The sequence below is a fragment of the Spongiactinospora sp. 9N601 genome, assembly GCF_044326295.1.
In the GTDB taxonomy this organism is placed as follows: Bacteria; Actinomycetota; Actinomycetes; order Streptosporangiales; family Streptosporangiaceae; genus Spongiactinospora; species Spongiactinospora gelatinilytica.
Window position 1 is genome coordinate 402,925 of the sequence record NZ_JBIRBB010000004.1, and the last position, 18,645, is coordinate 421,569.

General features: G+C 67.7%; 14 protein-coding genes. 6 read left to right on the forward strand and 8 right to left on the reverse strand.

Features of this window, described 5'->3' with window-relative positions; all coding sequences use genetic code 11:
* Window positions 1-49: 49 nt before the first annotated feature.
* Window positions 50-964 (reverse strand): RNA polymerase subunit sigma-70, encoded by a 915-nt coding sequence (locus ACH34R_RS11680; RefSeq protein ID WP_397561378.1) that lies wholly within the window; start codon window positions 962-964, stop codon window positions 50-52.
* Between the two features lie 112 nt (window positions 965-1,076).
* On the opposite strand from ACH34R_RS11680, the gene ACH34R_RS11685 reads away from it, so the two are divergent.
* Window positions 1,077-2,480, forward strand: a complete 1,404-nt coding sequence (locus tag ACH34R_RS11685) for an MFS transporter (protein WP_397561379.1) — start codon at window positions 1,077-1,079, stop codon at window positions 2,478-2,480.
* A gap of 13 nt (window positions 2,481-2,493) precedes the next feature.
* On the opposite strand, the gene ACH34R_RS11690 is transcribed toward ACH34R_RS11685, so the two are convergent.
* Together ACH34R_RS11690 and ACH34R_RS11695 are read right to left on the reverse strand one after the other, a co-directional pair.
* Entirely contained in the window at window positions 2,494-2,727 is a 234-nt protein-coding gene (locus ACH34R_RS11690; protein WP_397561380.1) for a hypothetical protein, read from the reverse strand.
* A gap of 260 nt (window positions 2,728-2,987) precedes the next feature.
* Entirely contained in the window at window positions 2,988-3,272 is a 285-nt protein-coding gene (locus ACH34R_RS11695) for a hypothetical protein (RefSeq protein ID WP_397561381.1), read from the reverse strand.
* A 94-nt stretch (window positions 3,273-3,366) separates the two neighbouring features.
* Between ACH34R_RS11695 and ACH34R_RS11700 the strand changes: the two genes are divergently transcribed.
* Complete coding sequence (locus ACH34R_RS11700; RefSeq protein ID WP_199537516.1) at window positions 3,367-3,600, forward strand: GntR family transcriptional regulator; 234 nt, start codon at window positions 3,367-3,369, stop codon at window positions 3,598-3,600.
* A 77-nt stretch (window positions 3,601-3,677) separates the two neighbouring features.
* Here the strand turns inward: ACH34R_RS11700 and ACH34R_RS11705 are convergent, their stop codons facing one another.
* From ACH34R_RS11705 to ACH34R_RS11715, 3 genes are all read right to left on the reverse strand, one after another.
* Window positions 3,678-4,865 (reverse strand): helix-turn-helix domain-containing protein, encoded by a 1,188-nt coding sequence (locus tag ACH34R_RS11705; RefSeq protein WP_397561382.1) that lies wholly within the window; start codon window positions 4,863-4,865, stop codon window positions 3,678-3,680.
* A gap of 140 nt (window positions 4,866-5,005) precedes the next feature.
* Entirely contained in the window at window positions 5,006-5,806 is an 801-nt protein-coding gene (locus tag ACH34R_RS11710; RefSeq protein ID WP_397561383.1) for a GNAT family N-acetyltransferase, read from the reverse strand.
* A 78-nt stretch (window positions 5,807-5,884) separates the two neighbouring features.
* Window positions 5,885-7,237: a carotenoid oxygenase family protein gene (locus ACH34R_RS11715; RefSeq protein WP_397561384.1), complete on the reverse strand. Its 1,353-nt coding sequence runs from the start codon at window positions 7,235-7,237 to the stop codon at window positions 5,885-5,887.
* A 266-nt stretch (window positions 7,238-7,503) separates the two neighbouring features.
* Here ACH34R_RS11715 and pafA point away from each other — a divergent pair, with 266 nt between their 5' ends.
* Window positions 7,504-8,862: a Pup--protein ligase gene (gene pafA / locus ACH34R_RS11720; protein WP_111170417.1), complete on the forward strand. Its 1,359-nt coding sequence runs from the start codon at window positions 7,504-7,506 to the stop codon at window positions 8,860-8,862.
* 154 nt (window positions 8,863-9,016) lie between these two features.
* On the opposite strand, the gene ACH34R_RS11725 is transcribed toward pafA, so the two are convergent.
* Together ACH34R_RS11725 and ACH34R_RS11730 are read right to left on the reverse strand one after the other, a co-directional pair.
* Window positions 9,017-12,610: a hypothetical protein gene (locus ACH34R_RS11725; RefSeq protein WP_397561385.1), complete on the reverse strand. Its 3,594-nt coding sequence runs from the start codon at window positions 12,608-12,610 to the stop codon at window positions 9,017-9,019.
* A 498-nt stretch (window positions 12,611-13,108) separates the two neighbouring features.
* Window positions 13,109-15,781, reverse strand: coding sequence for a hypothetical protein (locus ACH34R_RS11730; protein WP_397561386.1), 2,673 nt, complete (start codon window positions 15,779-15,781; stop codon window positions 13,109-13,111).
* An 843-nt stretch (window positions 15,782-16,624) separates the two neighbouring features.
* Between ACH34R_RS11730 and ACH34R_RS11735 the strand changes: the two genes are divergently transcribed.
* From ACH34R_RS11735 to ACH34R_RS11745, 3 genes are all read left to right on the forward strand, one after another.
* Entirely contained in the window at window positions 16,625-17,428 is an 804-nt protein-coding gene (locus ACH34R_RS11735) for a BTAD domain-containing putative transcriptional regulator (RefSeq protein ID WP_397561387.1), read from the forward strand.
* A 76-nt stretch (window positions 17,429-17,504) separates the two neighbouring features.
* Window positions 17,505-18,062 (forward strand): MauE/DoxX family redox-associated membrane protein, encoded by a 558-nt coding sequence (locus tag ACH34R_RS11740; protein WP_397561388.1) that lies wholly within the window; start codon window positions 17,505-17,507, stop codon window positions 18,060-18,062.
* Window positions 18,063-18,095: 33 nt separating this feature from the next.
* The gene (locus ACH34R_RS11745; protein WP_397561389.1) at window positions 18,096-18,641 is read left to right on the forward strand and encodes a TlpA family protein disulfide reductase; all 546 of its coding nucleotides are present in this window, start codon (window positions 18,096-18,098) and stop codon (window positions 18,639-18,641) included.
* The last annotated feature ends 4 nt before the right edge of the window (window positions 18,642-18,645 follow it).

The following is an 18,645-nucleotide window of genomic DNA, read 5'->3' on the forward strand; positions in this document are numbered from 1 at the left end:
GCACGCAATGGGCGGATCACATACTGTCCACATCCGGACAGTGCTCCAATCACCGGTGGATCAGCGGCAGGCCGAGCGTGCGGAAGGCGTCCGTGCCCTGGTGGGAGACGATCCGGCTGATGCCCGCCGGGGTGAGGGTGAGGGTTTCGACGGAGTAGGCGCGGTACCGGCCGTCGGGGCCGGGTGCGTAGGTCGCGAACGCGGGCCGGCCGCCGTAGGTGGTGGGGACCATCCGGCAGGTACCGAACGCCGGGCACTCGTTCGCCAGGAACCGGCTGATGGCCTCCCGCCCGGTGAGCCTGGACGAGGTCAGTTCGCAGACCGCGTCCTCGGTGAGCAGGCGGGTCAGGGCGGGGGCGTCGGCGTTCTCGAAGGCGTTGACGTAGCGGTCGAGCAGGTCGCGGCGGCAGGCGTCGTCCGGCTCGGCGATCTCGTCGGGCTCAGGGGCCGCCTCCGACATGCGCGCTCTGGCGCGGAGGAGCGTGCTGTGGACGGCCGCGCTGGTGCTGCCGAGCGCCACGGCCACCTCGGCGGCGGGCCAGTTCAGCACGTCGCGCAGGATCAGTACGGCCCGCTGCTTCGGGGTCAGGTGCCGCCAGGTGGCCGTGACCGCCAGCCGTACCCCGGCCCGTGTCTCGCTCACCACGGCCGGGTCGGCGGGCACCGCCCCGAACACCACCCCGGTCGCCCACCCTGGCTCCGCCGTCTCGGCGGGGAGCGGGCGGCGACCCCGGCTCTCGATCGCGTTCAGGCAGGCGTTGGTGGCGATCCGATACAACCAACTCCGCACCGATGACCGTCCTTCGAAGCCGTCGTACGCTCGCCACGCACGCAGGTAGGTCTCCTGAACGAGGTCTTCCGCCTCCTGTGCCGAACCCAGAATGCGCCGGCAATGCACCAGCAACTCCTGCCGGTACTCGTCGATCAACCCCGCAAAGTCGGTACGGTCCTGTGGTGTCGTCATGGCTCGCGTCCTCCCCCTTGTGAAACTCGTCCTGGGTTAGGACCGGCCAGGCAGGGCGGATTCGTCGTACGTCGCGCGGCGATTTTCACCGGCTTCGGTGGTCTCCAGCAGTATGACTCGCACGCCCCCACTGCCCGCCGCCCGCCCGGCACGCCACCGATGGCCCGCGCTTGCCCTCCTGTGTGCAGCGTTCTTCATGGTCGCCCTGGACGGGCAGATCGTCATCCTTGCCCTCCCCTCCATCCAGACCGACCTCGGGCTCGACGCCTCGGCGCTGCAATGGGTGCTCAGCGCGTACCTGCTCGGCTTCGGCGGCCTGTTGCTGCTCGCCGGCCGGGTGGCCGACCTGCTCGGGCACCGCAGGCTGTTCCTCGCCGGGGTGGTGTTGTTCCTGCTCTCCTCGCTCGCCTGCGGCCTCGCCGGGAACGGCGGTGCGCTGATCGCCGCCCGCGTCGTGCAGGGCGTCTCGGCGGCCGTACTGTCGCCCACCGCGCTCGCCCTGGTGACGACCACGTTCGCGGAAGGCCCGGAACGCAACCGGGCGCTGGCGATCTGGACCGGCACCGGCGCGTTCGGCGCGACCGCCGCGTTGCTGGTCGGCGGGGTGCTCACCGACGTGCTCGGCTGGCAGTGGATCTTCTTCATCAACGTCCCGGTCGCGGTGGCCATGCTGGCCCTGCCCCCCGTACTGCTGCGCGAGAGCCGCGCCACCGGCCCCGGCGGGTTCGACGTCGGCGGCGCGGTGACCAGCACGACGGCGTTCGTACTGATCATCTTCGCCGTGGTCGAGGTGCCCACCTCCGGCTGGACCGGCCCGCGCACGATCATCGCTCTCGCCGCCGCCGTACTGCTGCTCGCCCTGTTCGTCCTCATCGAACGCCGCGCGAAGGCCCCCTTGGTGCCGCCCCGCCTGTTCGCCAACGGCCCCCTGGTCGGCGGCAACCTGCTGATGGTCCTGGTCGGCATGCTGCTGCTCGGGTTCAACGTGATCGTCTCGCTGTACGCCCAGCAGGTGCTCCACTTCACCCCGGTGATCTTCGGACTCGGCACCCTCGCCTACGCCCTGATGGACCTCCTGTCCGCCAACCTCACCGGCTCGTTCATCGCCAGGATCGGCCACCGGGCGGTGGCCGTGGGCGGCATGGCGCTGTTCGCGGTCGGCTCGCTGCTGATGACCGGGGTCTCGGCCGACGGCAGCTACTTCGGCGACCTCTTCTGGGGCCTGCTCGTCTTCGGCACCGCCGTCGGTACGACCTTCGTGGCGGCCACCGTCGCCGCCCTGACCGGAGTACGGGAGGAGGACGCGGGCCTGGCCTCGGGCATCAGCAACATGGCGTTCTGGATCGGCGGTGCCCTCGGCACCGCCGTGGTCTCCTCCGTCGCCGTCGCCTTCACCCACGGTCCCGGCCCGGCCGCGCTCACGACCGGCTTCCAGGCCGCCTTCTGGGCCTGCTTCGCCTGCGCGGCCCTCGGCGTCCTGGTCGCCCTGGCCCTACCGGGCCGGGGTCGTGGCTGAAAGGCTTCAGGCTTCAGGCCGCGCCCATGCGGGCCAGGATGCCGAGCTGTACGGTCAGCGCGGCCACCAGTTCGTACGGCCCCGGCCGGGCGAACTCGGGCAACACCCCGGCCGCCTTCTGCTCTCTGGTGGGCGGGGTGTGCTTGCTCGCCCACCACCATCCGTTCTGGACGTGGATGTGCCAGCCGGGGTAGGTGTTCTCGATCGCCGCCAGGTGGGTGCGCTCCCACGGGCTCAGTTGGTCCATTGCACCGCCTTTCGTGAAGGGCGCGGGCGGGCGGGTCCGGGGTGGGGCCTGCCGCCCGCCCGCGCGGGCACGGGGGCTACCAACTCCCCGTGCGGCACGGCAGAGCCCCGGGACGATCCGGCGGGGCCGCCGCGCGGTCTGTGCTGCCTGTGCGGCGCGGGCGGGAGGAGCGGCTTCCCCCCGCCCGCGCCGGGCGGGCCACCGACGGCCCGCCGTACGGTACGGCGACGCCCGCACCCTCACCACGCCGCCGTACCCGCTCATAGAACGATCTCCCAGGCGTCCCCCGCCACCGAGACCGTCACGCCGTTGCCCCGGTGCGCGGTGACCAGGGTCGTGCCGTACCGGTAGTCATAGATCGCCCCGCGCGTCGCGGGGGCGAGGCACGCGTACCGGACCCGTCCCCGCCCTGCCGGGTAGGTGTCCAGCTTGGCCAGCATGTACTTCTCGGCGGCGGCCTCGTCCTTGGTGACGCCGCCCGCGCCACGGTCGCCGGCGTCGACCTCCCAGACCACGAACAAGCGGTCATCGCCCAGAACCATCATGGCGGCACCCTTCGCGCACACGTACTAGACGTCTTATACGTATAGGACGTAGCGCATGACAGGCCCGTGCGGGACGTGCCATACGTTGCCGTCCGTGACCGTCGATCGTTTCGACCCGACGCCGATCTACCTGCAGATCGCGGGCGTGCTGCGCGAGCGAATCCAGAGCGGGCAGTACGCCCCGGGCCAGGTACTGCCCAGCGAGCAGCAACTCCAGCAGGAGTTCGAGGTCGCACGCGCCACGGCCCGGCGTGCGGTCGAGGTCCTTCGCGATGAGGGCCTGGTGGTCACGATGCCGCAGCGGGGGAGCTACGTCACACCGAAGTAGGCTCATGGTCACACTCTACGATCACGCAATGCGACGTGATCGAATCACAGCGTGACGAACTCTGCGTTCGCCGCTGGTCAACAGGGGATCGCGTGCCGCCCCGCGAGGCGCCGCACCTCCGCCGCCCACGACGGCCTGGCCCGGCGCACCAGCGACTGCACCGTCTCCCTGAGCATGGTCCGGTGGTCCAGCTCCTCGGGGCTCTCTCGCTCGATCCGCGTCAGGTGCAGCAGGCAGCCCGCGTCATCGCCGGTGTCCTCGCAGGCCCGCACGATGTGAGACAGGTGTGTGGTGCGCCGTTCCAGGCTCGGGGTCGTGCTGATGTCCACGTCCTCGGAGTATCGCAACACCTTTTCGGAATTGCCAGCGTCATACTCCAGTCCGCACACATGAATCGCCACATTGGTCGGCGAGAAGAACAAGGGGTCGTACACATTGCTGGCGTCCACGCGTTCGGCCAGGCGGCGGGCATCGGTGCGGAGCAGTTCCCGGCCGCGTCCGCGGTCACCGGCGAGGGCCACGCTGGTCGCCGCCATCAGGGTCAGCGAGCCGAGCGCGCGGATGTGCCGCTGGCCGCCGTCGCCGACGTGCGGCTCGAACTTCTTGATGCCGCCCAGCGCCGTCTCGTAGGCAAGCTGGGGCATGCCATCGGAGAGCAGTGCCTGGCCGAGATTGACATGGGCCAACGCGATCATCACTGGATCGGCCGACTCTTCGGCGTATCGCATCGACCGCTCCGCCGCCAGATGGACGAGGTCGAGCCGACCCAGCAGCCGGAACACGCTACGAGTGAGGGAGTAGGTGTCGGCCGCCACCCGGAAGGCCGCCCGCCGGCCATCACGTACGAGGCGTTCGGCGTCGGTGATCAGCCCGGGGAGTGCGCGAAGCGTTTCGGTGTAGCGGTGTGGCGAAGCGTTCCAGGCGGCGCGGGCGGCCGTGACCCGCTCGGCGAGCTGTTCCACTGTCGGTGGCTCGACGTCCTGGATCAAGGTCCGGTAGGTGAACAGTGCCCGTTCGACGTCCGCGATCTGCGGGCGTCCCGGTTCGTGTGTCTCTCGCGGAGCCTCGCCGACGAGTATGGAGGTCCGCACGCCGAGGACCTTGGCGATCTCGCGGAGCATCGGCAGGCTGGGGGTCCGCTTGCCGTTCTCGATGAGTTCGACGTGGCGCACTGTGCATCCGGCGCGAGTGGCCAGTGCGATGGTGCTCATGTTCCGCCGCTCCCGCTCGCGACGGATGGCGTCGCCCGTGTTCGCGTCATGCATTGCCCCTGACCCCCTCCTGGCGTCTTGACAGCATCAGGTTACGGTCCGTTGGCCGTGAAATACCAGGGGATCGAGAAAATGCCGAAAAGGCTTATATGGAAGGCCCTCGATCATGCCTTTAACGGCTGATGTCCAGAATGCTAGCCCTTCAGGCTGTAAAACCCGATCGGCGAATTCGGCCTGAAGCCGATGCGCGTGTAAACGGGTGCTCCGGCGGCGGTGGCGTGCAGGGTGGCGCGGGTCAGGCCGGTGGCCTGGCCTCCCTCGTACAGGGCCTTGCGGGTGACGGCCTCGGCGTAGCCCCTGCGCTGCCACTCGGGGTCGGTGGCGACGGCCACGACGAACAACCGGCCGTCCGCTTCCACCGTACCGGCGCAGGTCACCGGCACTCCGTCGCGCAAACCCAGGTAGGCCCGGATCTCACTCGTCCACAACTTGGAACCGGTGAACCCCGCCCGCCCCGCCTCCTCCGGGAACCCGTGGGCGCGCGCGTTGAGATCACCATAGGCTTCGACGTGCTCGCCGGTGCTCACGCGTACGAACGTGAGGTCGGGGTGGGCGGGCTCGGGGATGGGGAACAGGTCCCCGGCCATGCCGACGCCGGACGACGACAGCTCCAGGCCCGCCTGCCCGGCGATGATCGGCAGGGCGGTACGCGCGTCGCCGTCCAGAAGGTCCTCGAAGACCAGCAGGGACCCCGGGCGCTCCTTGGCACGCATGATCTCGGCGGCCTGGTTCAGCCGCCGCCGGGTCAGCTCGGGGTCCGCGCCGATATCTGTCAACGCGACGGTGTTCCAGAAAGGAAATGGGGAGTCGGCCCAGCGTACGGAGATGCCGGGAAGGTCGCGCACATCCGCGTCCGGATTACGGTCGAGCACAATGGGCAGCCAGCCGGAAGCGAGCTGCTCAACCGATTCGATCGAGTCCGCGAGAGCCGTCACTGGAAACCCCTAAGTATCGCGAGTTGACACCGGACCGTCATTGATCAGGTTACAACTTGAGAAGGCATTTGATCGGGTTCAGGCCGGTATCCAGTTGCCGTGGAAGCCCGCCGGGACACGGACCGGGACATGTACCTCGGCCAGCGGCGGCGCGGCCGGGTCGGCGGCGTTCAGGATGGCGAGGTAGCTGCGGTCGGTGGCCCGGTCGTGGACGAAGGTCATCAGGTAGCCGTCGTTCTCCGCGGTCGCCGTGTCCGCCGCCACGAACACCGCCTCACCGCAGGTGTGCCCGGCCGGAAAGCGGTGTACCGCCCGCACCCCGCCGTCGGCCAGGTCGTAGGCGTAGATCTCCGACCGCTCCGGCTCGGCCTCCAGCGCGAAACTGGCCGTGTAGCCGTATCGGTGCGGCAGCCCGATCGCGCCGTCGGCGACGCGCGGGAACTCGCTGGGCGCGTCGTCGATGGGGGCCTCCGCGACCGTGCCGGTGCGCGGGTCCAGGGTCCAGCGGTACAAGGTGGGCAGGCCGCCGCCGACATCCTCGGGACCGCCGCGCCACAGCGACGGCACCCGGGTGCCGGTGACCGTGATCGTGCCGGTGGCGGGGTCCTCGAAGGCGTTCATGGTGTGCCAGACGTAGCACGGCGCGATGTCGTACCAGCGTACGGGCGCGTCGTCGCCGGCCGTGCGCGGCAGCACTCCGAACCTGGCCTGGTGGGCGTCGTCCCACCGCCACGGCGGCCCACCGGCGGCGGCCTGGGCCGCGTCGAAGACGACCGGCAGGTCCAGGAAGATCACGTGATCGCGGGTGACGGCGAAGTCGTGCATCATCGTGGCCCGTGGCACGTCGATCACCCGCGTCTGCACCACCTTCCCGGCGGGGTCGGCGCGGTAGTACGTCAGGTACGGCGGGCGCAGCCGGTACCCGAAGAACAGCAGCTCACCGGTGATCGGGCAGGTCTTGGGGTGCGCGGTCATCGGCGTGCGCAGCGCCCCGTCAAAGGTGTACGCCCCGATGGTGGCCAGGTCGGGCGTCACCTCGTACGGGAAGCCGCCCTCCTCCAGCGCGAACAACCTGCCGGCGTGGGCGATGAGGTGCGTGTTGGCGGTGGTCACCCGGTAGTCGATCCGGCCCGTCTCGGGGTCGAACGCGAGCGCGAAGCGTGATACGCCGGGGTTCTCGTACAGCGGCGTGCGTACGTACCGGTTGCGGTACCACCGCGCCCGCCCGCCGTCCAGCGCGACCGTGTGGATCATGCCGTCCCCGGCGAAGGAGTGCGGCGACCAGCCGGTACGCGGGTTCGGCCCGTTCCGGAAGAACTGCCCCGACAACTCGGCGGGGATCTCACCCACCACCTTGGCGGGCTCCAGCGTCACCTCCTCCGCGACCGGCGCATTGTTGCCCGCGAGATGCAGCGGGACGTTCTCGGCCATGACGAAACTCCTGTCGACGTGTTTTGGGGAACGCCGACAACCATGCTGTGGAAAATCCCCGAACAACAGTCTTGTTTCCGCCGCCCGCATCAGCCGCCCGACATACGCCCAGCTCAGAGCCGTGCAAAAATTCTGCGGCAACCCTGCCATTTAACGTCTGACCTGTATCTATGCCGCATAAGCGAAGCGTTGGTCGCTCGCCGTCGCGGGCACGCCGCAAATCAAGATCTTTCCCGTTGTCGGCCTGGGGAGACTAGTGTGAGGTAGTGGATCGACGCATCTTCGGCCTGGAAAACGAGTACGGCGTCACATGCACCTTCCGGGGTCAGCGCAGGCTGTCACCCGACGAGGTCGCGCGCTACCTGTTCCGGCGGGTCGTGTCGTGGGGCCGGTCCAGCAACGTGTTCCTGCGCAACGGCGCCCGCCTGTACCTGGACGTGGGCAGCCATCCCGAGTACGCCACCCCCGAGTGTGACAACGTCGTGGACCTGGTCACCCACGACAAGGCCGGCGAGCGCATCCTGGAAGGGCTGCTCGTCGACGCCGAGAAGCGGCTGCGCGAAGAAGGCATCGCGGGCGACATCTACCTGTTCAAGAACAACACCGACTCGGCCGGCAACTCCTACGGCTGTCACGAGAACTACTGCGTGAGCCGGCAGGGGGAGTTCGGGCGGCTGGCCGACATACTGATCCCGTTCCTGGTGACCCGTCAGATCATCTGCGGCGCGGGCAAGGTGCTACAGACCCCGCGCGGAGCGGTCTACTGCGTCTCGCAGCGGGCCGAGCACATCTGGGAGGGCGTGTCGTCGGCGACGACCCGCTCCCGGCCCATCATCAACACCCGCGACGAGCCGCACGGCGACGCCGAGCGGTTCCGCCGCCTGCACGTCATCGTCGGCGACTCCAACATGAGCGAGACCACGATGCTGCTCAAGGTCGGTGCCACCGATCTGGTGCTGCGCATGGTGGAGGCCGGGATCGTGATGCGCGACCTGTCGCTGGAAAATCCGATCCGGGCGATCCGCGAGGTCTCGCATGACATGACCGGACGACGGCGGGTCCGGCTGGCCAACGGGCGCGAGGCGTCCTCGCTGGACATCCAGCGGGAGTACCTGGGCAAGGCCAAGGACTTCGTTGACCAGCGCGGCGGCGACGAGATCACCCACCGAGTGCTGGAACTATGGGAGCGCACCCTGCGCGCCGTCGACACCGGCGACCTGGACCTGGTGTCACGGGAGATCGACTGGGTGACCAAGTACCAGCTCATCGAGCGCTACCGCAACAAGTACGACCTCCCGCTGTCCTCCCCCCGGGTCGCCCAACTCGACCTCGCCTACCACGACGTCCACCGCAGGCGCGGCCTGTTCTACCTGCTCCAACGCCGCGGCTCGGTAGAACGCGTCACCTCCGACATCCGCACTTTCGAGGCCAAGTCCGTACCACCCCAGACCACCCGCGCCCGGCTACGCGGCGAGTTCATCCGCAAGGCCCAGGAAAAGCGCCGCGACTTCACCGTCGACTGGGTCCACCTCAAACTCAACGACCAGGCCCAGCGCACGGTGCTGTGCAAGGACCCCTTCCGCAGCGTCGACGAACGGGTGGACAAACTCATCGCCGGCATGTAACCAACCGAAGCCACGGCCTCCGCCTCCGAGGCCGGTCGGCGCAGCGACATGGGGCCACGTACCCATGCCCGGCATCGGTCGGCTCCCGGGGGGCCTTGCGCCGCTGGCGATCGCCGCGAAGCCCCGGCGATCAGAATCAAGGCCCCGCTCGCGATCACCCCAGGTCATCCCACCCCCAGGGCGGCGCGGCACTCCCATCGGGTTCCCTCCCGAACTTGAACCGTTCGCGACGATCAACGGCCTCCAAGAACTCCTCAAAGAGTCCTGCGCCAGGAAGCCGCCCGACCAGCGTGGTGACCTGCTCGTTGGCCCCGGCCTTCCGCAACTCGCCCAGCAACCCGGCCACCGCGTACCGGCCATCCAGGGCGACGTGCGTGGCGGCGCGTTCGGCGAGTGCGGCGAGTTGGTCGTCGGCCCCGGCCTTCCGCAATTCGCCCAGCAGTCTGGCCACCGCGTACGAGTCATCTAGAGCGACATGGGCGGTGGCGTGCTCGGCGAGTGCGGTGACCTGCTCGTCGGCTCCGGCCTCCCGGAATCTATTCAGCAGCTCGGCCATCGAGCCCGGGTCATTTAGGGCTGTGTGTGCGGCGGTGCGCTCGGCCAGTGCGGCGAGTTGGTCGTCGGCTCCGGCCTTCCGCAACCAATACAACAGCTCGATCACTACTCTCAGGTCGTCCAAGGCGACGTGCGTGGCGGCGCGTTTGGCCAGTGTGACGAGCTGGTCGTGGGCCTCCTCCTTTCGCAACTTGTCCAGCAGGTCGGTCACTACATTCAGGTTGTCCAGGGCGACGTGCGTGGCGGCGCGTTCGGCCAGGGCGGCGAGTTGGTCGTGGGCCTCGACCTCTCGCAACTTGTCCAACAGGTCGATCACGTCCTCCGGGTCGTCGAGGGTGATGTGTGTGGCGGGGTCACGGGCGAGCAGTGCGGTGACCTGGTCGTCGGCCCCGGCCTTCCGCAACTCGTCCAGCAACTCGGCCACCGCCCACGGGTCGTCGAGGGTGACGTGTGTGGCGGGGTCACGGGCGAGCAGTGCGGTGACCTGGTCGTCGGCCCCCACCTTCCGCAACCTGTCCAGCAACTCGGCCACCGCCCACGGGTCGTCGAGGGCGACGTGCGTGGTGGCGCGTTTCGCGAGTGCGGTGAGTTGGTCGTCGGCCCCGGCCTCTAGCAACTCGTCCAGCAGCTTGGCCACCGCCCATGGGTTGTCGAGGGTGACGTGTGTGGCGGGGTCACGGGCGAGCAGTGCGGTGACCTGGTCGTCGGCCCCCACCTTCCGCAACCTGTCCAGCAGCTCGGCCACCAAGCCCGGGTCATGTAGAGCTGTGTGTGCGGCGGCGCGTTTGGCCAGGGCGGCGAGCTTGTCGTCGGCTCTGGCTTCCCGCAACCAATACAGCAGCCCGGTCAGATCTAGGGCTGTGTGTGCGGCGGCGCGTTCGGCCAGGGCGGCGAGCTGCTCGTCGGCTCCGACCTCCCGCAGTTCGGCCAGCAGCCTGGTCACCCCGTCCGGCAGGCCGCCGAGGGTGACGTGTGTGGCGGGGTCACGGGCGAGCAGTGCGGCGAGTTGGTCGTCGGCGCCGATCTTCCGCAGTTCGGCCAGCAGTTCGGCCACCGCCCATGGGTTGTCGAGGGTGACGTGTGTGGCGGGGTCACGGGCGAGCAGTGCGGCGAGTTGGTCGTCGGCGCCGATCTTCCGCAGTTCGGCCAGCAGCCTGGTCACCGCGTATAGGTTATCTAGAGCGATATGGGCGGCGGCGTGCTCCGCCAGTGCGGTGACCTGGTCGTCGGCTCCGACCCTCCGCAATTCGCCCAGCAGTTTGGTCACCGCGTATGGGTCATCTAGAGCGACATGGGCGATGGCGCGTTCGGCCAGTGTAGCGAACTGCTCGTCGGCTCCGACCTCCCGCAGTTCGGCCAGCAGCCTGGTCACCGCGTATGGGTCATCTAGAGCGACATGGGCGATGGCGCGTTCGGCCAGTGCGGCGAGCTGGTCGTGGGCCCTGACCTCTCGCAACTTGTTCAACAGCTCGGTCACCGCCCACGTGCGGTTGTCGAGGGTGACGTGTGTGGCGGGGTCACGGGCAAGCAGTGCGGCAACCTGGTCGTCGGCGCCGACCTCCCGCAATTCGGCCAGCAGCCTGGTCACCGCGTACGGATCGGCCAGGGCGGCGTATGTGACGGCCCAGCGCGCAGGGCGGTGATCGCCGGGGTGCAGGGTGTGTAGGTGGTGGACAAGCACAGTGGCGGCGGTGGGGTCGCCGTTGGTAGTGGCGATCTTGAGCAGTTGGGCAGCGGTGCGGTACAGGCCACGGGTCCTGGCGGAATAGCCGAGTAGTGCCAGGCCATCAGGGTGGGCGTGAGCTATGGCCGCGTCCCAGAACTCGATTGGCGGGATCTGACCAGCGCGGTGGCGGCGGCCGTACTGGTCGAGATAGTCGGCCAGCCGGTACATCGGCCCGCTGGCCGCCCTCACCCGCTGATCGTGATGGATGCGTGGTCTGACAGGGGTCAGGATGCCGGGGATGCCGTTGCACGGGGTGGTGGCGTAGTCCAGCGCCTGTCGCAGCCAGTCCTCGTCCTCGCCGATGTGGCCCCACTCGGTGTCGGTGAGATAGCCCGGGGCGGCCTGGGCCAGCAGCGCCTGCGGCAGGTAGGGCCCGGCCCCCAGGCGGCGGGCGTCCATCGCGGCATGGATCAGTGCCTTGGTGGCGGGTGGGGCTTGTTCGTAGCGGTCGAGAAGGACCGGCACGCCGGCCAGGTACTGGGTGATCCGGCCGTCTTCGGCACGCTCGGCGGCCTCGGTCAGGCGGGGATCGGCGGCGGTCTGATCGGCCAACACGCTCAGGTCGGCGGCGATGAACGCGTCCGGCACCCTGATGTTGTGGCCGTCCAGCAGTTCCCGCGCCTGGGCATGGGAGTCCCGTCCACCGGCCGGGCGGGTCGTCAGGATGTCCCATTCGCCGGGCCACAAGGTGGCCAGTACCAGCACCGGACGCCTGCGTTCATCGCGCATCAGCTCCCGTAGTCCCGCGGCGACCTGCTCGCCGAGCTTGTCCGGTGCGAGGTAGAACTGGGCCTCGTTCAGCCACACCACCGTGTACGGCGCGATGTCGGCCAGCTCGGCGAGCGCGGCATCGGGGCGGGTCGGGTCGATCGGATGCCACAGCCGCCATGGTCGGTCCTGGCCTCGAAGTACCTCCAGGGCTTCCCAGCAGGCGCGGGTCTTACCGGTTGATGATCCGCCGACCAGTACCGCGATGCCGCTGACCCCCTCGGCTGCACGCCCGACGACCTCACTCAGGGCCTCGTCATGCGCCCGCCGGACGTACACCGGAAGCGGGGACGCGTCAGGTAACGGGGAGTCGATGGCGTGGTGTACTTCCAGGCCGAAGTGGAACGGGTCGCGCACCTCGGCCAGCGGCCAGCCCGGCACTGGCCGTATCGCTTCGGGTGTGAGGGCCGGGTCTTCCGGTCGCGCATCGGGCAGCGGCGGGGTACGGCGTAGCGTCATGATCGCCACCCACAACCCGGCCAGCGCGATCACCCCGCTCAGCACGCCGGACAACTGGTTCAGGTTGCTCAGCGTCGAATCATCGGGCTCGGGGGGATGGTTCACGAACCACACCAGCCCGCCCAGCCCCAACCCCGCGACCACGAGCCCGGCCAGCACGCGCAGCATCCGCCGACGTGCGCTCGGGCGGCGCGGTGAGGCCCGCTCGGTTTCCTGGCCAGGGATGGGCGGTGACGGCACCCTTCCAGCCTGCTACGCCACCGGCCGCTATGCCGCTTGTTCATCTCGGGCTGCAATGCACCCGTGATATCCGGCGCAGCCTCCGTCCCGGGCGCGTCGGTCAGGGCTTCGAGTGAAGCGCCCGGTGTTCTTCCCGTCCCGCTGCCTGTGGCGAGGACCGCCCAGCCCGCCGCCGCCGTGGCGATCACGAGTACGGCCAGGGCGATCAAGATCTGGCCGTCGTGTGGAGCAGGGCTGGCCGCGTAGTGCCCGCCAGGTGACCAGGGCGATCAGCCCCGCGAACAAAAGCGGGCGGTGCAGGCGGCGGCGGGCCACCGAAGGGGGTGTTTCCAGGACTGCGGATATCGGCGCGTCTTTCAGACCGGAAGCCGGGTGCAGGACAGTCCCAAGGTAGGAATCCGTTCGATTCCACCACCCCAGCCTGCCGTCCCCCGAACCACAGACCGGCCAGCTCTACCGCATTCCGCAGGGCCGGCCGTACCTAGAAGGAAACGCCCATCAAGGGGTGATCTGGGGGATGACGCAGTTGTTCTTCGGGGGGCCGCCCTCGGGCCAGGCGATGCCCTTGAGGGCCAGTTTTTCCGAGGCCGGGTCGAGATGGACGACCGCGAGGGCCTTGTTGTACGGGTTGCCCGCGCTGGTCAGGCAGATCCAGCCGCTCGCCCCCTGAATGCGGAAGCTCGAATTCAGCGTGGACATGACCTCTTTGACATGCTCCACTGCCGGGACTTCCGACTTGCTGAGCGCCACGGCCTTGGTGAGCGCGTTCCTGGCGGTCAGGATCACATCATGGGTGATGATGGTCCGGCCGTCATCAAGGGCCACCGGGCCGATTCCTGCGGCGGCGATGTCCGCCCGCAGTTTCTTCAGGGCCTCCCGGGGCTCGGTGAGGTGGCGGGGCGGCGGCTCTTTGGTTCCGGGGTTTCGCCGCGACCATTCGGCCACTTCACGCTCCCAGGAATCGGGGTGGGCCGGGGAGGCGTACTCGATGTGGACCGCAGGCTTACCGCTTCCCGGATCGCCGCGCAGTAACCGGCGTTCCCGGTCGCTCAGGCGGCTGTCGAGCGTCGTGGCGTCCGACCCCGTGACCACGGTGTAGGACTTCTTTCTGGCGCAGTAGGTGTCGGCGAGCTGGGTGACGAACAGCTTCAGGTGAAGCGCCCGCCCGGCGAAATAGACGTACCGCGCGTTGGATTCGCACAGATTCAGCGCCAGGTGCTCGAATCGGTTCGGGACCGTGCCGACCGCCTCGATTCCGTCAGACTTGAACGTCATGTCCTGCACGCCGGTGCCCGGCCTGTTGTCGCGCGCCGAGGTGAACGCCTCGCGCAGCGACTCGTTGTAGTCGTCACCCGGACGTACGTCCGCGACCAGCGCGGTCTCCGCGCCCGCCAGTTCGGGATCGAAGGTGAGCAGCGCGTCGGCCTGTTCTCTGGCGGCCGACACCACACGCGCCAGGCCGGGGAACGGATGGCCGGTCGTATCCTGCGTCTCCGGATTGGCGAGGTCGTCGGAGGTGACCAGGCCGGCGACGACCGGAAGACCGGCCACATTGGTGATGTGCTTCATCGCGGCCTTCGTAGGGCCCAGGCTGAGGTTGAACCCGGCCACGACCCGCAGATTCGGCTGCCCGAGGACGTCGTCCACGATTCTTTCCCAGTGCGCATAGCCATGGCCGGGATTGGCGAGGGCGAGGCGGATGGCGGGTTTCGCGCCGTCCTCGCGGTTGGCCTGGAGTTGCGCGATATGGGCTCCCTGTACTTCGCTGAGGATCTGCCGCTGCACGGCGGGGTTGGTGGATTCCAGCGGGATCATCAGGGCGACCGTCGCATGGCTCATGGACGAGATCCGGGTGTTCTCCTTCTCGATGGCCGCGAAGATCTTCTGCATGCCGTCGAATTCGGGCATGAAAACGCCGCTGCCGTCGGAGACCCCGATGCATTCGCCGCCCTCTTTGTGCAGGCCCTCCCCGCAGCTCAGCAGGATTCTCCTGGCGAAGACCACCCCGCCGGTGGCGAGCGCGAGGACGATCAGGACCGTCACGATCACGGTGACCGGCCCCGGCCCGTGCAGGCGTGGCGGCGAATCAGCGGAGGGGGCAGGGGCGGGGGCGGGGCGTACCGGGAGCAGGCGGCTGCGCAGCGGCTCTTCCCCGCCGTGTTTGCGCTGCTCTCCGGCCTGCTCGCGGTCCGCGAAGAGTTTCGGGATCTCGGTGGCCAGCCGCGCGGAGTCCACCGGCCGGTTGGCGCCCTTGCCCGCCGGGGCCGCGTCCGGGGCGGAGGTGCAGATGACGACGGGATGGACGCGGAGGCCGCGCGCCCTGCCGTCGAAGGCGGCGAGCAGGGCGTCCCTGATCGCCCGCCGCGCCGGGACGAGATCGACGTCCTGGAGCAGGATGATCGGGCGGCGCACCCGGTTGAGGTGGCGGAAGATCCCGTAATGCGCGTCGATGTCCGCCAGCAGGGCATCGACCAACATCATGTTCTTCTCATCCACCTCCGCTGCCGCTTGCCGCGCCCGGGCCCGCAACCGCCGCAACTCGCCGATCAGCGCCTGCGTGGTACGCGGCGACTGCGGAAACCCCTTCTTCCGGAACCAGCGCAGCGGCCACGACGCCGGAAGCCGGCAGATGCTGATCACGGCGATGACCAGGCCGACCAGGCCGCCCTGCTGCATTCGCACGTTCGGATCGTCGATCAACTGCCCGATCCGCCTGCGCAGCTCGGGCAGCCTGGTCCGCCGCGCGTCCCTGACCGCCTTGTTGACCTCCGTCACCAGCCCCGGGTCCCGCCGGGCCTGATGCCCGCCGCCGTCCTTCCACGCGACGAGCATCGTGTACGCGGCGGCGAACCGGGGGAACACGATCGGAAGCCGGTACGGCGGACGCCCCCCGACCCCGCACCCGTGCGCGATGTTCAGCAGCTCCTCCGCGACCTCCGCATCCAGATCGGGCGGATCACGCATTTCCTCCGTGGCCGCCTCGGGCTCATTGATCGGCACGATGCCGTGGTAGGTCTTATAAAACGTCGCGAGCCACCTCCGGGTACGTTCGCCATCGGCTTCCACCTGGAGCACCAGCGGGCCGCCCTTACGGGTATATCGGATCTTCCCCCTGCGCAGCCTGTTCCTGATCACCAACTCGGCGAGTACCGCGTCCAGATGTCGATCCACAGCCCGCTCCCGTCCCAGAGCGCCGACGCACGTAGAATCCCCCGTTGATAATGGGGACTTTAACCGTGGAACACTGGAGCGGTCTCCCCGTTCAGCAAATGTGGGATCGGCCCCTCCGCCGACTGGGACACCTTCTCGTCCACCTCGCCGCCCCCGGCACGGGTTCGCACCCGCCTTCTGGCTCGGGACCGGAGACGCTCGCCCTCACGCGCGGCGAGCGGTCGGAGGCGTTCGAGGCGGGCCGCATGCACCCTGAGATCCCTGGCGACGAACTCGCTGATGTCCTGGCATGATTCACCGCGACGCGGTCCTCCTCACCTGGATGCAGATCTTCCGGCCACGGCCGCACCGCAAGGAGCCGCTCCGGCGACGCAGGAAGGACACTCAGGGGCCGGTGGAACCCGCCCATCCGGCGCACCGCCGGGCCACCAGGCTGACCACAACCACGGAATCGACTCTGGGCCGAGCCGCAGCAAGCCACCTGGAACATATGAAAGGCGGAGGTCAACTGTCGCTACCGCCGCAGAACTCCTCAACCCCGTATTTCCTTCGAAAGTAGAATGGTCCGCCCTGAACCCATGTTTAGGAGAATCCGAAAAAGATCGAATGACTATGTGTGTACTGCTCGTTTGCAAACCGTGCCGGAAAGCCGCTTGCACTTCCGGTGCCTTGACAGGTGAAAATCGGATCCTTATAGTCAAACGGCGACAACATGATCGCCCCTTTTCAAGCTATAGGCCTACACTTTGTGACCAACGGTATCAATAGTGAGCCGTTACCATGGAGCTGTGTCCGGCCCGGTCCAAGCGGCCGGCTGCGAAGTCAAGGATCTACAAGGCGCTCTTGGCTACCAACCACCGGGGAATTATGAAATTCCGTGTATTGGGGGAGCTGGCCATCGAAACCGCCGGGGACTCTGTTACGTTGAGAAACGGTAAGACCGCTCTCTTCATGTCGGCCCTACTCTTGCGTGCCGGCCGGCCGGTCAACCTGGACTTTCTGATCGATTACTTGTGGGATAGGCCGCCTGAATCAGCCCGCCAGAACCTGCGAAGCTACGCCTATCATATTCGACAGCTAATGGCCCGATTGCAGGGCCGAGGCGGCTGCACCATCGAAACGGTGCCGGGGAGCTACTTGTTAGACCTGAATGCAAGCCAACTAGACCTCCTTAAATTCGAGGAGCTGATCGGCCTGGCAGACCGCCTTCTGGCCGATCGTGACCTGCACGGGGCACAACAGGAGCTCGACCGGGCATTGAGTCTGTGGCACGGGCGTCCACTTGAGGGAATCGATGCAGGCCGGCTCGTGGACGCGGACATCGCCTGGCTGAACGAACGCTACCTCAGCGCCGTGCAACGTCGTATGGACATCCTGGTTTCATTGGGTCGGTACAGCGAAGCCATCAGCGAGCTTCGGCTGATGACCGCCCGGTATCCCCTGAACGAGGAGCTCTGGGCCAAGCTGATGCTCGCTTTGCACCTGGCCGGTCGGCGAGCTGAGGCACTCGGGGCATACAGCCTGGCACGCAACTCCTTGATCGATATCGCTGGAATCGAGCCCGGCAGGGCACTGCGAGATGTCCAGCAACGGATCCTAACGGCAGATGACGCCGGATCCTCCATATCGAACGGCCCTATATCTTAATTTATATGGAGCCTTATATGGCCTCCCATTATCTTCTTCCGGAGAGGGCGATGTGCTCAGGCGGGAGTGGTCATAATTGTCTTACTACATCGAGATCTCCTGTGCGCTGACCGTGGGTCTCGTGTTCCTTGCCGCAGCGCTGGGGAAGTCGAGCCGTAAGTCATCCTATCGAGCATTCGTTGAGTCGGTGAAGCTCATCCGCTTCGTGCCTGCCGGTACGGTAAAGCTCACCGCCACGACGACGATCGTACTGGAGTTCGCGGTCGGGCTGTTGCCCATCCTTACCTTTGCCCGATCGGATGGTTCAGCTGTGATCCGGGCCGCGCTGTTCGGCCTTACGCTTCTTCTCGCTGGCGCCTTTATGGTCGTTATTCTGGTCAGCATCCGGACCAAAGTGTCCGTTCCGTGCAGGTGTTTTGGTGGAGATGCCGACAATCTGGGAATCCGGCATGTGGTCCGGAACGCGCTGTTGTTCTTGACCGCCGCCGCAGGCGCCACCTTCGCCATGGTGGTGCCATCTTATGACGTCGAACTCCCAGGTGTGATCCTCGCAGGTGGCGCGGGCACAATTTCCGCCGTCCTGCTGATCAACTACGACGCTATTGTCGATCTCTTCGCCCTGCAAAGCCGATAGAGTTCTAGAACACATTTGAATGGGGAGAGCGCGATGGTCTCGACCTATGCCGTGCTGATCATCCTGGGCATGATCTGCCTGATCAATCTCACTTTCACCCTCGGGCTCTTACGAAGACTACGCGAGCACACCCGGATCCTCAACGAACGCCTTGTGGCCGCCCCGCCCATCAGGGAAACCATGGTGCCGAACGGTACCGAGCCCCAGAGCTTCACCGCTGACACGCTTGATGGCAGGGTGGTCAGCCGCGAATCCATGAAGCTGCCCGCACTGGTGGCCTTCATGGCCCCCTCCTGTAAACCCTGTGCAGAAGCGCTGCCGGGGTTTTTGGTGCGAGCGCAGGAGTTTCCGGGTGGCCGGGATCACGTTATCGCCGTGGTCGCCAGCAGTAAGAGCGACGACAACGAGGTGGCGCGGCTCAACGAAGTCGCCCAAGTCGTCCTGACACGCCCGGACGGGCCCGTCATCGAGGCGTTCTCCGTAAACGGATTTCCGGCTTTCGGAATCATCGGCCCGGACGGAACCATCACGATGTCATCCGGCCGCCTGGACGACCTTCTGTTGACAGTGCAGAAGTGACCAC

Coding starts and splice junctions, on each gene's coding strand:
- ACH34R_RS11680 (WP_397561378.1), bottom strand. CDS start 964: ATGACGACACCACAGGACCGTACCGACTTTGCGGGGTTGATCGACGAG.
- ACH34R_RS11685 (WP_397561379.1), top strand. CDS start 1,077: ATGACTCGCACGCCCCCACTGCCCGCCGCCCGCCCGGCACGCCACCGA.
- ACH34R_RS11690 (WP_397561380.1), bottom strand. CDS start 2,727: ATGGACCAACTGAGCCCGTGGGAGCGCACCCACCTGGCGGCGATCGAG.
- ACH34R_RS11695 (WP_397561381.1), bottom strand. CDS start 3,272: ATGATGGTTCTGGGCGATGACCGCTTGTTCGTGGTCTGGGAGGTCGAC.
- ACH34R_RS11705 (WP_397561382.1), bottom strand. CDS start 4,865: ATGCATGACGCGAACACGGGCGACGCCATCCGTCGCGAGCGGGAGCGG.
- ACH34R_RS11715 (WP_397561384.1), bottom strand. CDS start 7,237: ATGGCCGAGAACGTCCCGCTGCATCTCGCGGGCAACAATGCGCCGGTC.
- ACH34R_RS11745 (WP_397561389.1), top strand. CDS start 18,096: ATGGTCTCGACCTATGCCGTGCTGATCATCCTGGGCATGATCTGCCTG.